The sequence below is a fragment of the Actinomycetospora aeridis genome, assembly GCF_037400275.1.
Classification (GTDB): domain Bacteria; phylum Actinomycetota; class Actinomycetes; order Mycobacteriales; family Pseudonocardiaceae; genus Actinomycetospora; species Actinomycetospora aeridis.
Window position 1 is genome coordinate 1 of sequence record NZ_JBBEGL010000004.1, and the last position, 15,072, is coordinate 15,072.

A 15,072-nucleotide genomic window follows, 5' to 3' on the forward strand; every position below is an offset into this window, starting at 1 on the left:
AGGGGCAGGATGCGGGCATGACGGAGAGCGACGAGCCGGGCTACGAGGAAGCGCGCGAGGAGCTCGAGAAGGTCGTCGCGCGCCTGGAGGCCGGGGGCCTGAGCCTCGAGGACTCCCTCGCGCTGTGGGAGCGCGGCGAGACGCTGGCGCGCCTGTGCGAGCGCCACCTGGCCGGGGCCCGCGAGCGCGTCGAGACGGCGCTGCAGGAGGCCGGCGACGGCACGCGCGGCGAGACACCCGGGTGACGACCGGGCGACACCCGGGCGAGGAACCCCTGCGCCACGCCGTGATGCCGCAGACTCGACGGCCATGAGCAGTCCGTACGGCCCGGGCGGTCCCGGCGACGTGGACCGGGCGGTGTCCGGTGCCCACGCCGACTACCACCGCGAGATCCAGCAGCACACCGAGCCGGACGGGCTCGTCGACGACGTCGTCACCTACCGCATGCTCGCGCCGCACCTCATGCGCACGCTGCTGTTCCTCGTGGCGCCGACGGTGCTGCTCCTGCTGAAGTTCGTCATCGACTACCTCGCGTCGATGTCCTCGCCCGACGACGTCACCGACATCGTCTCCACGCTGCTCGGCCTGGTCATCGTGGTGCTCTACCTCGCCGGGATTGCGTCGTTCTTCGCGCCCGCCAAGGAGCCGATCGCCGAGTACGCCCGCCTGCTCGAGAACCGGGGCGACGCCGCGACGAGCGCGTTCGAGTACGTCCGCGCGGCCGCCGAGGGCCGCCGCAGTCCCGCCGAGGTGCGGCCGTCGACGGTGGCGGGCGTCCCCGTGCTGCTGTTCCACCAGTACAGCGAGCGCGCGATGCTGCTCGTCCAGCCCTACGGTCGCGACCTCTACGTCGGCTGGACGATGTGGCGGTCCCGCTCGACGGCGACCCTGCTGGTGCACTTCCTGCGCGACACCTTCGGGCGCTTCGCGCCAGCGCCGCGCTTCTCCGCCGAGCTGCGCGCGGCGGCCACCCGGGCGCTGCGCGAGAGCGTGCACTCCCTCGCCCGGGAAGGGGTCGCCGCGGCAACGAACCTGCCCACCGGACCACCCCCGTCGGCCCCCTTCCCCGCCCAGGCACCCCAGCAGGCCCCCCACCAGCAGGCCCCGTACCAGCAGGCGCCCCACCAGCAGGCCCCCCACCGCACCGAGAGCCCCCGCGAGGACGACGACCGACGCGCGGACGCCCTCCCCCCGCGTGCGGCGCCCCCGCGGGACGACCGAGAGGCCTGGACCGGCGGGAGCACTGACACCGGCGGCTGGACCGCCCCGCGCCGGGACGACGAGCGCGTCGGCGTCCGTCGCGACGCCCGCCAGGAGGACGACGACGACGGCTGGGGGCCGCCGCCGCGCGACCGCTGGTGAGGGCGGGACTCAGCGCACGAACGGCGCCGCGAGCGCGGCCTCGGCGAGCTGGCCCAGGCGTTCGGGCGCCGCGCTGCCCGTGACGAGCAGCCGCACGCCGTCGACGTCGGTGACCCAGATCGGCTCGCCGCGTCGTCCGGTGTGGGTCACCCACGTCCGCCCGCCGGCCGTCACGGTGCCGGAGGCGGTGGGGTCGCCCGCCTCGGAGACGACGACGGCGGCCTCGTCGGCGTCGGTCTGCACGAGGCGCGCGAACTCGTCGTCCGGCGTCACCCAGCCCACCCGCGCGGCGCGGGCCCCACCGACCAGCACGACGTCGGACGACTGCGGGATCCAGTCCCCCGGCAGCGACGGCACGCGCAGCGGGAACGTCAGGTTCGGCGCGTCGCGGCGCAGTTCGGCGGCCGGGTCGATGCGCGGCACGCTCTCGCGGTCGACCTCGGGCTGCCCCGGAGCGAACGAGCAGGCCCGTACCAGGCCGGCCAGCAGGAGCACCCCGACGCCGAGCACGACGAAGGCGCGCAGCAGGGCCGCGGGGCCGCGCTGCGGCTCGTCGTCGCGGGCGCCGGGACCAGGCGTTGGGGTGGCCACGACGTCATCCTCGCAACGAACGGCTCACCCGGCCCGCGAGGCATCCGGACGGGAGGGCTGTGTGAAGCAGATCCGCACGACCGCCGCGCCCGGCGGATTCTGCGAGGATGGCGGCCCGACCCGCCCCGCTCCCGCCCCACGGAGGTGCACACGGTGAGCTCGCAGGAACCGTCCCGGACCCCCGAGCGGCCCGACCGCAACCTCGCGCTCGAGCTCGTCCGGGTCACCGAGGCCGCCGCGATGGCGGCCGGACGCTTCGTGGGCCGCGGCGACAAGAACGGCGGGGACGGGGCCGCGGTCGACGCGATGCGCAAGCTCATCGGCTCGGTGTCGATGCGGGGCACGGTCGTCATCGGGGAGGGCGAGAAGGACGAGGCCCCGATGCTGTTCAACGGCGAGGAGGTCGGCAACGGCGACGGGCCCGAGGTGGACGTCGCGGTCGACCCGGTGGACGGCACCACGCTGATGAGCAAGGGGATGCCGAACGCGCTCGCCGTGCTCGCCGTCGCCGAGCGCGGGGCGATGTTCGACCCGTCGGCGGTGTTCTACATGTCCAAGCTCGCGGTCGGTCCCGAGAGCGCCGACGTCGTCGACATCGACGCCCCGGTGCGCGACAACCTGCGCGCGGTCGCCCGGGCCAAGGGCATCAACGTCTCCGACGTGTCCGTGGTCGTGCTCGACCGCCCGCGCCACGACCAGCTGGTCCAGGACATCCGCGACGCCGGCGCCCGCATCCGCTTCATCTCCGACGGTGACGTCGCCGGCGCGATCGCCGCGGCCCGTCCGGAGAGCGGCGCCGACATCCTGCTGGGGATCGGCGGCACTCCCGAGGGGATCATCACGGCCTGCGCGCTGGCGTGCATGGGCGGCGAGCTGCAGGCCAAGCTCTGGCCGAAGGACGACGCCGAGCGCGAGAAGGCCGTCGCCGCGGGGCACGACCTCGACCGCGTGCTGCGCACCGGCGACCTGGTGCGCGGCGAGAACATCTTCTTCTGCGCCACGGGTGTCACCGACGGCGACCTGCTGCGCGGCGTGCACTACCGCGCGGGCGGCGCGTCGACCCAGTCGATCGTCATGCGCTCGAAGTCCGGCACCGTCCGGATGATCGACGCCTGGCACCGGCTGCGGAAGCTGCGGGAGTACTCCGCGATCGACTTCGGCGCGGACGACGACCACCTCGACCCCGACGGTCCGGCCTGGGTGCCGGACCACTCGGTGCTCTGACGGGTAGATCACCGCGACACGGCGGGTCGCTCGGTCGGGCTAGCACGCGTCTGGGATGATCCCGCGCCACTCGGGGTAATCCGATGTGACCAGATCTTCCTCGGAGGTTCTCGTGTCGTCCCACACGCGTCGGTCCACCCCACTGGCCCTCGTCACCGTCGTCCTCAGCGCGCTCGCCGCCCTGCTCGTCGGCACCGGCAGCGCCGTCGCCGCGCCGGCACCCGCCGCCCCGGCCCAGGTCGCCGTCCCCGCGCCCGTCGCCGCCCCCGCTCCGGCGGTGGCCCTGACGGCCGGCACGCCGTGCGCGGCCACCGCCGACGCGTGCGTCGACCTGTCGTCGCAGCGCGCCTGGCTCACCGACGGTGAGGGCAACGTCACCTACGGCCCGGTCGGCGCCCTCGGCGGCACGCGGAAGTACCCGACGCCGACCGGCACGTTCTCGGTGGACTACAAGGACGCCGACCACGTCAGCAACCTCTACGACGCCGACATGCCGTACTCGGTGTTCTTCGCGCCGGCGATCGCCTTCCACACGGGCAGCCTCTCGGAGCGCTCGCACGGCTGCATCCACCTCGGCAAGACGGCGTCGAAGCGCTTCTTCTCCAACCTGGCGCCGGGGGACACCGTGCAGGTGGTCTCCTGAGTCCGGTGACCGTGCCCCGGTGAAAGACTGGGTGGCATGACCGAGGAGCAGGAGACGCAGCGAAGCGGAGCTCGACCCGGAGAGGAGGAGTACCGGACCGAGCACGACACCATGGGCGAGGTCCGGGTGCCGGCCGCCGCGCTGTGGGCCGCGCAGACCCAGCGCGCCGTCGAGAACTTCCCGATCTCCGGACGTCCGATCGAGCCCGCCCAGATCCGGGCGCTCGGGCTGGTCAAGGGCGCCTGCGCGCGGGTCAACAAGGACCTCGGCGTGCTCGACGCCGCGCACGCCGACGCGATCGCGGACGCGGCCGACCTGGTGGCGTCCGGGGCGCACGACGCCGAGTTCCCGATCGACGTCTTCCAGACCGGGTCGGGCACCAGCTCCAACATGAATGCCAACGAGGTCATCGCGACCCTGGCGTCCCGCTCGTCCGGCCAGAAGATCCACCCGAACGACCACGTCAACGCCTCGCAGAGCTCCAACGACGTCTTCCCGACGACGATCCACGTCGCCGCCGCCGAGGCGATCGTGCGCGACACCGTGCCGGCGCTCGACCACCTCGGCGCGGTGCTGAACCGCAAGGCCCAGGAGTGGCGCCACGTCGTCAAGGCCGGGCGCACCCACCTCATGGACGCCGTGCCGATCACCCTCGGGCAGGAGGCCGGCGGCTGGGCGAGCCAGGCCGCGCACGGCACCGAGCGCCTGCGCGCGGTGCTCCCCCGCCTCGCCGAGCTGCCGATCGGCGGCACCGCGGTGGGCACCGGCATCAACACCCCGGAGGGCTTCGGCGGCAAGGTCGTCGAGCAGCTGCGCCAGGCCACCGGCATCCCCGAGCTCACCGAGGCCCGCAACCACATCGAGGCGCAGGGCGCCCGGGACGGGCTGGTCGAGGCCTCGGGCGCGCTGCGTGCCGTCGCGGTGAGCCTCTACAAGATCGCCAACGACATCCGGTGGCTGTCGTCGGGCCCGTCGACGGGGCTCGCCGAGATCCGCATCCCGGACCTGCAGCCCGGCTCGTCGATCATGCCCGGCAAGGTCAACCCGGTGATCTGCGAGGCGGCGATGATGGTGTCCGCCCAGGTCATGGGCAACGACGCGACCGTCGCGTTCTCCGGCAGCCAGGGCAACCTCGAGCTCAACGTCATGATGCCGGTGATGGGCTACAACGTCCTCGAGTCCTGCCGGCTGCTGGCCGCCGCGGCGCGCCTGCTCGCCGACCGCGTCCTCGAGAACACCGAGCCCGACGAGGAGGCGTGCCGCCGCTACGCCGAGTCGTCGTCGGCGATCGTCACCCCGCTCAACCGCCTCATCGGCTACGAGGAGGCGGCGAAGATCGCCAAGCAGGCGATGAAGGAGCGGAAGACCATCCGCGAGGTCATCGAGGCCGAGGGCTACGTGCAGGACGGGCGCCTCACCCAGGAGCAGCTCGACACCGCCCTGGACGTGCTGGCGATGACCCGCGTCGACCAGTGACGCTGCTGGGCGACGTCGTCGCCGCCTCGGGTGAGGTGGCGGCGACCCGCTCGCGCAAGGCCAAGACCACGACGCTGGCGACGCTGCTGGCCCGTCTCGAGCCCGACGAGATCCGCCCGGCGACGGCGTGGCTCGCCGGCGAGATGCTGCAGGGCCGCACGGGGATCGGGTGGCGCACGCTGCAGGCGGTGACGCCGTCGCCGGCGGCGGCGTCGACCCTGACCGTCGGCGACGTCGACGCCACCCTCGACCGGCTCGCGGCCATGGCCGGGTCGGGTACCGGGGTCGGGGCGCGCCGCAGCGCCGAGCTCGGCGCCCTGCTCGACGCCGCCACCGAGGACGAGGGCCGGTTCCTCGTGCGCCTGCTCGGCGGGGAGCTCCGTCAGGGCGCGCTCGAGGGGATCATGATCGAGGCGGTGGCGGCCGCGGCCGAGGTGCCCGCCGACGCCGTCCGCCGCGCGTTCATGCTCTCGGGCCGCCTGCCGACGACGGCGCACACCGCGCTGACCGGCGGCGATCTGGCGGCGTTCGGGCTCGAGGTGATGCGCCCGGTCCGCCCGATGCTCGCCTCCCCGGGCGACTCGCTCGACGCGGCGCTCGCCGAGCTGGGCCCGCCCGACGGCGAGCCGGGCGTGGTCGTCGAGCACAAGCTGGACGGCGCACGGATCCAGGTGCACCGCCACGGCGACGAGGTGCGCGTCTGGTCGCGGACCCTCAAGGAGATCACCGGCGCCGTCCCCGAGATCGTGGCGCTGACCCGCACCCTGCCCGTCGAGACCGTCGTCCTCGACGGCGAGACCCTCGCGGTCGCCGAGGACGGGCGGCCGCGCCCGTTCCAGGAGTCGATGCAGGGGCTGGGCAGCGGGGCCATGCAGCCCTGGTTCTTCGACTGCCTGCACCGCGACGGCGTCGACCTCCTCGACGAGCCGCTGTCGGTGCGCCGCCAGGTGCTCGCCGAGGTCGTCGGCGACCGGCTGATCCCCGGCGTCGTGCGCCCCACCGCCGCGCAGGCCGAGGCCGCCGTCGCCGAGGCCCTGGCCGCCGGGCAGGAGGGCTCGATGGTCAAGGCGCTCGACTCGACCTATTCCGCCGGGCGCCGGGGCCGCGCGTGGCAGAAGGTCAAGCCGTCGCACACGCTCGACCTCGTCGTCCTGGCCTGCGAGTGGGGCTCGGGTCGGCGGCGGGGGTGGCTGTCGAACATCCACCTCGGCGCCCGCGGCGAGGACGGCGACTTCGTGATGATCGGCAAGACCTTCAAGGGCATGACCGACGCGACGCTGACCTGGCAGACCGAGACGTTCCCGCGGTACGAGACCCACCGCGACTCCTGGGCCGTGTACCTGCGCCCGGAGATCGTCGTGGAGATCGAGGTCGACGGCGTCCAGACCTCCACCCGCTACCCGGGCGGCGTGGCGCTGCGCTTCGCGCGCGTCGTGCGCTACCGCGACGACAAGACCGCCGCCGAGGCCGACACGATCGAGACGGTGCGCGAGCTCCGGGGCTGACCCCACTCGCAACGAACGTCCTATCGGCGTGCTCAACAGGACGTTCGCTGCTTCTAAGCGCGCGAAGTCCCCGTTCGCTCCTCGCCCAGCTCGCCGCCCAGCTCGCCGCGGCGCACGGCGCGGCGCTCGAACCAGATCGTCGCGGCCGGCGGGATGCTGGCGGCGAGGGCGAGGATCGTCGTCACCGCGCTCCACCGGAACACCCGGGCGGTCACCAGCGCGACCACGACGTAGGCGACGAACAGCGCCCCGTGGATCGGACCGAACACGCGCACCCCGACGTCGTCGAACACCACGAGGTACTTGAACGCCATCCCGATCAGCAGCCCGATCCAGGAGCAGGCCTCGGCGATCGCGACGACGCGGAACCCGCGGGCGAGGACGGCGGCGCGGGGCCCGGCGATGATCGTGGACACGGTCCCACTCTGCCTGCCGCGGCCACCGATCTCACCGCGCGCGTAGCCTCGTCACACGTGCAGTTCCTCGACGGCGAGCGCCCGCCCCACGACCTGACCTACGACGACGTCTTCCTCGTCCCGACGCGGTCGGACGTGGCCTCGCGCTTCGACGTCGACCTCGGCGTCGCCGACCCGTCCGGCGCCACGATCCCGATCGTCGCGGCCAACATGACGGCGGTCAGCGGGCGGCGGATGGCCGAGACCCTGGCCCGCCGCGGGGGGCTCGCGGTCATCCCGCAGGACGTCGACGCGGACGCCGTCGCCGACATCGTCGCGGGCGTGAAGTCGCGGCACACCGTGTGGGACACCCCGGTCGTGCTCCACGCGGGCGACGCGGTGGCCGACGCGCTGAACCTCGTCAACAAGCGGGCGCACGGCGCGGTGGCCGTCGTCGACGAGGCCGGGCGGCCGGTCGGGGTGGTCAACGAGTCGTCGTGCACCGGGGTCGACCGCTTCACCCGTCTCGCCGACGTCCTCTCCCCCGCCGTGACGCTGCCGGTCACCACCGCGCCGCGGGCGGTGTTCGACGCCCTCCAGGATCCGGCGCACGCGGGCGCCCCGGCGCTCGGGGTCGACGCCGACGGCCGGCTCGCCGGCATCCTCACCCGCACCGGCGCGCTGCGCGCCGAGGTCTACCGGCCCGCCGTCGACGCCGACGGCCGGTTCCGGATCGCCGCGGCGCTGGGCGTCAACGGCGACGTGGCGACGCGGGTCAAGGAGCTGGTCACCGCCGGCGTCGACGTCCTCGTCGTCGACACGGCCCACGGCCACCAGGAGAAGATGCTCGCCGCCCTGGCCACCGCCCGCGAGGCCGCGCCGGACGCCGTGATCGTCGCCGGCAACGTGGTCACGGCCGAGGGCACCCGCGACCTCGTGGCGGCCGGCGCGGACGTCGTCAAGGTCGGGGTCGGTCCGGGCGCCATGTGCACCACGCGGATGGCGACCGGCGTCGGTCGCCCGCAGTTCTCCGCGGTCGCGGAGTGCGCGGCGGCGGCCCGGGCGGTCGGCGCGCACGTCTGGGCCGACGGCGGGGTGCGTCACCCGCGCGACGTGGCCCTCGCCCTCGCGGCGGGCGCGTCGGCGGTGATGGTCGGGTCGTGGTTCGCCGGCACCTACGAGTCGCCGGGCGACCTGCTGCGCGACGAGCACGGCGCGGCGTACAAGGAGTCCTTCGGCATGGCGTCGAAGCGCGCGGTCACCGCCCGCACCCGCGGCGACTCCGCGTTCGACCGCGCCCGCAAGGGCCTGTTCGAGGAGGGCATCTCGTCCTCGCGGATGCGCCTGGACCCCCAGCGCCCCGGCGTCGAGGACCTGCTCGACAGCATCTGCGCCGGCGTGCGCTCGGCGTGCACGTACGCGGGCGCCGCGAGCCTCGAGGAGTTCCACGCCCGGGCGACCCTCGGCGTGCAGTCGGCGTCCGGCTTCGCGGAGGGCCGCCCCCTGCCCGCCGGCTGGTAGGTGCCTGCGGCTCGTGAGCAGTTTGGCGTGCTGTAGCCCGCCAAACTGCTCACGAGCGCGAAGCGCACCTAGCGCTCACCCTCCAGCATCTCGGTGACCAGCGCCGCGATCGGCGAGCGCTCGGAGCGGGTCAGCGTGACGTGGGCGAACAGCGGGTGGCCCTTGAGCTTCTCGATCACGGCGGCGATGCCGTCGTGGCGCCCGACGCGCAGGTTGTCGCGCTGGGCCACGTCGTGGGTGAGCACGACGCGCGAGTTGGTGCCGAGACGCGAGAGCACCGTGAGCAGGACGTTGCGCTCCAGCGACTGCGCCTCGTCGACGATGACGAACGCGTCGTGCAGCGAGCGCCCGCGGATGTGGGTCAGCGGCAGGACCTCGAGCATCCCGCGCTCGATGACCTCCTCGACCACGTTCGACGAGACGAGCGCGCCGAGGGTGTCGAACACCGCCTGCGCCCAGGGCGCCATCTTCTCGTTCTCGCCGCCGGGCAGGTAGCCGAGCTCCTGCCCGCCGACGGCGTAGACGGGGCGGAACACGACCACCTTGCGGTGCTGCTGGCGTTCGAGCACGGCCTCGAGGCCGGCGCACAGCGCGAGCGCCGACTTGCCGGTGCCCGCCCGCCCGCCCATCGAGACGATGCCGATCTCGGGGTCGGAGAGCAGGTCGATGGCGATGCGCTGCTCGGCGGACCGGCCGTGCAGCCCGAAGACGTCCCGGTCGCCGCGCACGAGGCGGACCTGCTTGTCGGGCGTCACGCGCCCGAGCGCCGACGAGCCGCCGCCGAGCAGGCGCAGCCCGGTGTGGCACGGCAGTTCGCGGGCGGCCTCGATGTCGGCGAGGCCGTCGGCGAAGAGCGACGACACCTCGTCGGGGGTGGTCGTGATCTCCGCGGTGCCCGTCCAGCCCGTCGTCGTGACGTCCTGGCCGTGGTACTCGTCGGCGGGCAGGCCGACCGACGCCGCCTTGACGCGCAGCGGCATGTCCTTGGTGACGAGGGTGACGAGGTGACCGTCGGCGGCGAGGTTCAGCGCGCACGCGAGGATGCGGCTGTCGTTCTCGGCCGTGCGGAAGCCCGCCGGCAGCACCGACGGGTCGGAGTGGTTGAGCTCGACGCGCAGCGTGCCGCCCTCGGGGGTCATGGGCAGCGGCTGGTCGAGGCGGCCGTGACGGATGCGGAGGTCGTCGAGCAGCCGGAGCGCCTCCCGCGCGAACCACCCCAGCTCGGAGTGGTGACGCTTGCCCTCGAGCTCGGAGATCACGACGAGCGGGAGGACCACCTCGTGCTCGGCGAACCGCGTGGGCGCCCACGGGTCCGACAGCAGCACGGAGGTGTCGAGGACGTAACAGCGCGCGCCGTCGGCGGCCCCGGAGGGACCGGCGGTGCTGTGGGGGCTCACGGAAGCGGGACGCTCGGCTGGTGCTGCGCTCACGGCTACTCCCTCGAGCGGCCACGGCACCCGCGACCACTGTGTTCCTCGTCGGAACGGGTCGGCTAGTCAGGCGGCTCGACGGCGCGGTGGCGCGGCCCGGGGGCCGTCCTGCGCCATCGCGGGGCAGAACCGGGTGCCGGCCCTCCCCCGGGACCGGACCAGGGCGGTCGCGTCACGCCGGCCACGGACACGGGTGCCGAGGCACCTGCGCCGCGAGCGGTGGACGTCCCCGTCCCGCTCCGATCTGCCACTACCGGCCTCCCCGGACGCCCCGCATCCGGTGCGGGTCCGTCGGCGCGGACGCTACCGCCGGTGACCGGTCGTTGTCGCGCGCCGAACGCGACGAGTTCGTGATGTGGCTTACCCATTTTCGGGCGACCTGCGGTGGGGGACGACCGTTCGGCGCAGCCACGGCGCCCACCCGGCACGCTCCGGCCGGGGACGCACGCTCGTCGTGGACGGTGCGACGCGCCCGCCGGCCTGCAGTGCGGCGGGCGTCGGCGGGTCGTCGAGCACCTGGGCGAGACGCGCCGTGACCACCGCCCGCGACGGGGCGGCTCCCCCGGGCCGGTCGGGACCCAGCAGCCACGGCCGCAGCAGGCGCGCGCCCTCGACGTAGGTCGTGGTGTGGGTGCGCCAGCGGGGATGGGCCAGGAACTCGAGCATCCGCCGGGCGCGGGGCTCGTCGACCAGCAGCCAGCGACGCAGGTGCGCGACCACCTCGTCGGCGGGCCGGTGCCGGTCGTGCAGCATCAGCGCGGCGTCCTGGCGCACCGGGGCGAGGCGGGCCATCACGCTCTCGACGGCCTCGCCGAGGGCACCCTGCTCCGGGTCGGCGGGCACGCCGGCCCCGGCCAGCACCTCGGCGTTCCACCGGCCCCACCCCGGGCCGACGACCGCCTCGAGGCCCAGCTCGGCCGCGCCCTCGGCGATGAGGCTCTGCGGGGTCCGCGCGAGGAACACCCGCCGCTCGGGGCGCGCCCGCAACCGGTCGGGGGCGGCGGCGAGGCGGCAGTGCTCGGTGTGGTGCCCGGGGTACGCCTCGTGGGCCACGAGCAGGGGCAGGTGTGTCATCCGGTGGGAGATGCCGCCGTTGACGGTGACGGCCGAGCGCAACGGCCCGACCCAGCGGCTGAACCCGCTCCACGGCGCGGAGTCGACGACCTCGAGCGCGACGTCCTCGCCGGGGGGCAGGCCGACGGTGGCCGCGGTGCGCTCGCGCAGGGCCCGGACCGCCGCCCGCAGGGCCACGGGCAGGTGCCCGGGCGCGAGACGGTCGCCGTCCCGGAAGGCCGCGAGCCGCGTCGCGAGGTCCCCCGAGCCCCCGAGCAGCCCGCCGAGCGTCCGGTGGGCCTCGCGGTAGCCGTCCCGGTCCCCGGGGGAGATGCGGACGCCGAAGGACCGCTCGACCTCGTCGACGAAGCCGACCTCGCGCCCGCCCGCACGCTCCGCGAGGACCCGGCAGGCACGCAGCTGGGCGGCCAGGAACGCGGCGCGGCCCGCGTCGGCGCCGGAGCTCCCGGACAGCTCGGCACGCAGGTGGTCGGCCTCGCGGGCGAGGGCACCGGCATCGGGCGCGGGCCCGTCGTCCACGCGGGCGGGCTCTCCGAGGTGGGCGTCGAGCACGCCGGGCAGCACGCGGTCGAGGCGCAGCGCGAGGCCGACGTAGGCCTGCGCGAGCCCGTCGAGGCCCGGATCCGCAACCACCGGCCGAGGCTACGCCGCGTGGCCGCCGGAGGCCTCGTCCGACCGTGACCGGCCCTTGATACGACAGCCGGGTGTCGAGGTGTCTGACGCACAGGCACTGAATAGGCCGCCGGCCGTGGAATCCGGGTGCCCGGTGATCGACGGATCACCCGGATATCCCACTCAAGTCGCGCTCGGAATTGTCAATCACTCGATGGGGGTCCGCGGCTGGAAAAGCCCCTCCGGAGACGGCTAGCTTTTCTCCCATCAGCCGCACCGTCCGTGAGGCTGGAGCCATTCGACGGGAACCCCGAATTCCCGCCGATGACCACGAACGAAACTGGAGCACTGGATGCTGAAGAAGGCGGGAATCGTCGTGCTGGGCGCGACGGCGGGCATGCTCTCCCTCGCCCCGCTGGCGAGCGCCGGCGAGGCCCCCCAGCGCAACAACGACCACGGCCACCACCACGACGGTGACCACGGCGGCCACCACCACGGCGGCCACCACAAGCACGACCGCGGCCCGCGCGGCTGCGACGGCGACGCCGCGCTCCTCAACGTGAGCTGCATCGGCAACGACGCCGACATCAACCCGATCAACGTCGGCGGCGACCAGGTCAACGTGGACGACGATGACGACGACGGCCGCGACGGCCGCGACGACCGTGGGGGCCCCGGTGGGCGCTTCGACGACGATGACGACGCCCTGATCAACGTCAGCGACATCCTCCAGCGGCCCGAGGTCGGCCCGATCAACGCGCTGGGCGACCAGGCCAACATCGACCGCTGACGAGCAACCCACGGCCCGGACGACCGTGCTTATCGGGGGATGGCACGGCTGAACGGGTGAGGAACGGGTGAGAAACGGCCCCGGGAGCGCTGCTCCCGGGGCCGTTCGCGTGCCGTGCTACTGACCCAGCCGACGATTCCGTCGCGAGTAGTCGCGCAGAGCGCGCAGGAAATCGATGTGACGGAACTGGGGCCAGAGCGCCTCGGTGAAATAGAACTCCGAGTAGACCGACTGCCACATGAGGAAACCCGACAGGCGTTGCTCGCCCGAGGTGCGGATCACGAGGTCCGGATCGGGCTGGCCCGAGGTGTAGAGGTGCTCGGCGATGTGGTCGACGTCGAGCACCTCGGCGAGCTCCTCGATCGACGTGCCCGCCTCGGCGTGCCGCAGCAGGAGCTTGCGCACGGCGTCGGCGATCTCCTGGCGCCCGCCGTACCCGATGGCGACGTTGACCTGCATGCCGTCGCGGCCTGCCGTGCTGTCCGCGGCCACCTCGATGCGCTCGGCGATGCGCCGGGGCAGCGCGTCCGGGTTGCCGACGACCCGGAGGCGCCACCGCCGGTCGGGCGCCGCGAGCCCTTCGACGGCCGCGGCGATGATCTCGAGGAGCTGGTCGAGCTCCGCTCGGGGCCGGTCGAGGTTGTCGGTGGAGAGCAGGAACAGCGTCACCAGCTCGACGCCGGCGTCCTGGCTCCAGTCCAGCAGGTCGACGATCTTCGCCGCGCCCGCGCGGTGCCCCGCGCTGGGGTCGGCGAGCCCGGCCTCACGGGCCCAGCGCCGGTTGCCGTCGAGGATCACCCCGATGTGGCGGGGCGGGTCGATCGTCGCGCCGCGGCGACGGAGCCGCTGCTCGTAGAGCGTGTAGGCGACCCGGCGCAGATCGTCCCGGAGTGTCACGGGCCACCACGCTAGCCGGTGCCCCGCACGCCCGGGATCCCCGTGACGGGGCAGTGACGACCGCCGGTCGGGACGGGGAACCCGACCACAGGGACAGGGCACGCACAGGTCCGCGACCTACGCTGGTGCCCGTGACCCTCATCGACCCCCTCGCCGAGCCGGCCGCGGTCAAGCCGCGGATGCGGGGCTGGCTGCACCTGTGGTCGTTCGTGGTCGCGGTCGCGGCCGGGATCACGCTGGTGTCGCTGGCCGGCGCGACCGTTTCCACCGAGGCCGCGTTCGCCGTCGCCGTCTACTCACTGACGGTCTGCGGTGTCTTCGGCATCAGTGCGCTCTACCACCGGCGCACGTGGGTCACGCCCCGCGCCCGGGGGGTGATGAAGCGCCTCGACCACGCGATGATCTTCGTCTTCATCGCCGGCACCTACACGCCGTTCGCGGTCCTCGCCCTCCCGGAACGGACCGGGCTGATCGTGCTCGCGATCGTCTGGGCGGGCGCGCTGGGCGGCGTCGTGCTGAAGCTGGTGTGGCCGCACGCGCCGCGGTGGGTCGGGGTGCCGTTCTACCTGGCCCTCGGCTGGGTCGCGGTGTTCGTCATCCCCGACCTGCTCCACCGCGGCGGCGTCGCGGCCCTCGTCCTGCTCATCGTCGGCGGGGTCTTCTACAGCATCGGCGCGGCGTTCTACGCGCTGCGCCGGCCGGTCGGCTGGCCCGCCACGTTCGGCTACCACGAGTTCTTCCACGCCGCGACCGTGGTGGCCGCCGCCTGCCACCACGTCGCGATCTGGCTGGTGCTCTACGCGGGCTGAGCCCCGCGCCCGACCTCAGCCCTGCGGCGGGGTCGGGTCGCCGCCGCCCCCGTCACCGGCGTCGGGACGCCCCTGCCCGTCGGCGTCGTCGTCGAGCACCGGACCCTTCGACCGCAGCTCGTCGACGGCGCTCATCGCGCCGCGCAGGTCCTCCAACCAGGTGCCGGCGTGCTCGCCGACGAGGGCCACCGCCCACGCCAGCGCGTCCGAGCGCGACCGGGCCACCCCGGCGTCGACCAGCGTGTCGAGCACGAGGCGCTCGGGCTGGCGCAGCCGCGTCATCACCGGCACCGACAGCGTCGTGAACAGGTCCTCGACGTCGCCGATCCGGGCGCCCCACGCCACCTTGCGCCCGTAGCGGTGCTCGGCCTGCCGGGCGACCTCCATGCGCTCGCCGCGCGTCTCCTCGCGGAAGCGCTCGATGCGTCCGCGCGCCGCCGCCGTCCGCGCGGCCTCGTCGGCACCGTCGTCGAGGGTCGGCGCCGGCAGCTCGCCGACGACCAGGATCTCCTCCCGGTCGACCGTCACCGACGGCGCGCCCGTGAACCACCCGTCCGGCAGCCGGCCCGCGAGCCAGCCGGCGAGGTCGTCGGTGCCGGGCAGATCGGTCGGCACCCGTCCGCCGCCCCGGCGCCCGGGACCCCCTCGACCGCCCCGGTGTCCTCCGCGTCCCACCATCATCGCGCTCTCCCTCCGTGCTGTGCTTACAGCATTACACAGCTACGCGAGCATCGGTGTTCGCT

At 74.2% G+C, this 15,072-nt stretch carries 15 protein-coding genes; 9 read left to right on the forward strand and 6 right to left on the reverse strand.

Features of this window, described 5'->3' with window-relative positions; genetic code table 11:
• Positions 1–17: 17 nt before the first annotated feature.
• Entirely contained in the window at positions 18–245 is a 228-nt protein-coding gene (locus tag WCD41_RS14915) for an exodeoxyribonuclease VII small subunit (RefSeq protein WP_337714857.1), read from the forward strand.
• A gap of 64 nt (positions 246–309) precedes the next feature.
• Positions 310–1,362, forward strand: coding sequence for a hypothetical protein (locus WCD41_RS14920; protein WP_337714244.1), 1,053 nt, complete (start codon positions 310–312; stop codon positions 1,360–1,362).
• 9 nt (positions 1,363–1,371) lie between these two features.
• On the opposite strand, the gene WCD41_RS14925 is transcribed toward WCD41_RS14920, so the two are convergent.
• Positions 1,372–1,953 (reverse strand): DUF4245 domain-containing protein, encoded by a 582-nt coding sequence (locus WCD41_RS14925; protein WP_337714245.1) that lies wholly within the window; start codon positions 1,951–1,953, stop codon positions 1,372–1,374.
• A 153-nt stretch (positions 1,954–2,106) separates the two neighbouring features.
• Between WCD41_RS14925 and glpX the strand changes: the two genes are divergently transcribed.
• The 4 genes from glpX to WCD41_RS14945 all read left to right on the forward strand — a co-directional run bounded on the left by glpX (position 2,107) and on the right by WCD41_RS14945 (position 6,801).
• Positions 2,107–3,177, forward strand: coding sequence for a class II fructose-bisphosphatase (glpX, locus tag WCD41_RS14930; RefSeq protein WP_337714246.1), 1,071 nt, complete (start codon positions 2,107–2,109; stop codon positions 3,175–3,177).
• Positions 3,178–3,289: 112 nt separating this feature from the next.
• Complete coding sequence (locus WCD41_RS14935; protein ID WP_337714247.1) at positions 3,290–3,820, forward strand: L,D-transpeptidase; 531 nt, start codon at positions 3,290–3,292, stop codon at positions 3,818–3,820.
• A 36-nt stretch (positions 3,821–3,856) separates the two neighbouring features.
• Positions 3,857–5,296, forward strand: a complete 1,440-nt coding sequence (locus WCD41_RS14940; RefSeq protein WP_337714248.1) for a class II fumarate hydratase — start codon at positions 3,857–3,859, stop codon at positions 5,294–5,296.
• A complete protein-coding gene (locus tag WCD41_RS14945; RefSeq protein ID WP_337714249.1) occupies positions 5,293–6,801 on the forward strand; it encodes an ATP-dependent DNA ligase in 1,509 nt (502 codons plus the stop codon). The genes WCD41_RS14940 and WCD41_RS14945 overlap by 4 nt, the downstream gene beginning before the upstream one ends.
• Before the next feature lie 53 nt (positions 6,802–6,854).
• Here the strand turns inward: WCD41_RS14945 and WCD41_RS14950 are convergent, their stop codons facing one another.
• Complete coding sequence (locus WCD41_RS14950; RefSeq protein ID WP_337714250.1) at positions 6,855–7,217, reverse strand: DUF3817 domain-containing protein; 363 nt, start codon at positions 7,215–7,217, stop codon at positions 6,855–6,857.
• A 57-nt stretch (positions 7,218–7,274) separates the two neighbouring features.
• Here WCD41_RS14950 and WCD41_RS14955 point away from each other — a divergent pair, with 57 nt between their 5' ends.
• A complete protein-coding gene (locus WCD41_RS14955; RefSeq protein ID WP_337714251.1) occupies positions 7,275–8,717 on the forward strand; it encodes a GuaB1 family IMP dehydrogenase-related protein in 1,443 nt (480 codons plus the stop codon).
• Between the two features lie 68 nt (positions 8,718–8,785).
• On the opposite strand, the gene phoH2 is transcribed toward WCD41_RS14955, so the two are convergent.
• Both phoH2 and WCD41_RS14965 read right to left on the reverse strand, forming a co-directional pair.
• Positions 8,786–10,114 carry an RNA 5'-3' helicase PhoH2 gene (phoH2, locus tag WCD41_RS14960; protein ID WP_337714252.1) on the reverse strand — a complete coding sequence of 443 codons (1,329 nt, stop codon included), beginning with the start codon at positions 10,112–10,114 and terminating at the stop codon, positions 8,786–8,788.
• Positions 10,115–10,507: 393 nt separating this feature from the next.
• Positions 10,508–11,854 carry a DUF885 domain-containing protein gene (locus WCD41_RS14965; RefSeq protein ID WP_337714253.1) on the reverse strand — a complete coding sequence of 449 codons (1,347 nt, stop codon included), beginning with the start codon at positions 11,852–11,854 and terminating at the stop codon, positions 10,508–10,510.
• A 331-nt stretch (positions 11,855–12,185) separates the two neighbouring features.
• On the opposite strand from WCD41_RS14965, the gene WCD41_RS14970 reads away from it, so the two are divergent.
• The gene (locus WCD41_RS14970; RefSeq protein WP_337714254.1) at positions 12,186–12,623 is read left to right on the forward strand and encodes a hypothetical protein; all 438 of its coding nucleotides are present in this window, start codon (positions 12,186–12,188) and stop codon (positions 12,621–12,623) included.
• Between the two features lie 117 nt (positions 12,624–12,740).
• Here WCD41_RS14970 and WCD41_RS14975 read toward each other — a convergent pair whose 3' ends face one another.
• Positions 12,741–13,520: an isoprenyl transferase gene (locus WCD41_RS14975; protein WP_337714255.1), complete on the reverse strand. Its 780-nt coding sequence runs from the start codon at positions 13,518–13,520 to the stop codon at positions 12,741–12,743.
• 179 nt (positions 13,521–13,699) lie between these two features.
• Here WCD41_RS14975 and trhA point away from each other — a divergent pair, with 179 nt between their 5' ends.
• Positions 13,700–14,329, forward strand: coding sequence for a PAQR family membrane homeostasis protein TrhA (gene trhA, locus WCD41_RS14980; protein ID WP_337714859.1), 630 nt, complete (start codon positions 13,700–13,702; stop codon positions 14,327–14,329).
• 15 nt (positions 14,330–14,344) lie between these two features.
• Here the strand turns inward: trhA and abmR are convergent, their stop codons facing one another.
• The gene (gene abmR, locus WCD41_RS14985) at positions 14,345–15,007 is read right to left on the reverse strand and encodes an ATP-binding transcription factor AbmR (protein WP_337714861.1); all 663 of its coding nucleotides are present in this window, start codon (positions 15,005–15,007) and stop codon (positions 14,345–14,347) included.
• Positions 15,008–15,072: the final 65 nt, after the last annotated feature.

Coding starts and splice junctions, on each gene's coding strand:
- trhA (WP_337714859.1), top strand. CDS start 13,700: ATGCGGGGCTGGCTGCACCTGTGGTCGTTCGTGGTCGCGGTCGCGGCC.
- abmR (WP_337714861.1), bottom strand. CDS start 15,007: ATGGTGGGACGCGGAGGACACCGGGGCGGTCGAGGGGGTCCCGGGCGC.
- WCD41_RS14920 (WP_337714244.1), top strand. CDS start 310: ATGAGCAGTCCGTACGGCCCGGGCGGTCCCGGCGACGTGGACCGGGCG.
- WCD41_RS14970 (WP_337714254.1), top strand. CDS start 12,186: ATGCTGAAGAAGGCGGGAATCGTCGTGCTGGGCGCGACGGCGGGCATG.
- WCD41_RS14915 (WP_337714857.1), top strand. CDS start 18: ATGACGGAGAGCGACGAGCCGGGCTACGAGGAAGCGCGCGAGGAGCTC.
- WCD41_RS14940 (WP_337714248.1), top strand. CDS start 3,857: ATGACCGAGGAGCAGGAGACGCAGCGAAGCGGAGCTCGACCCGGAGAG.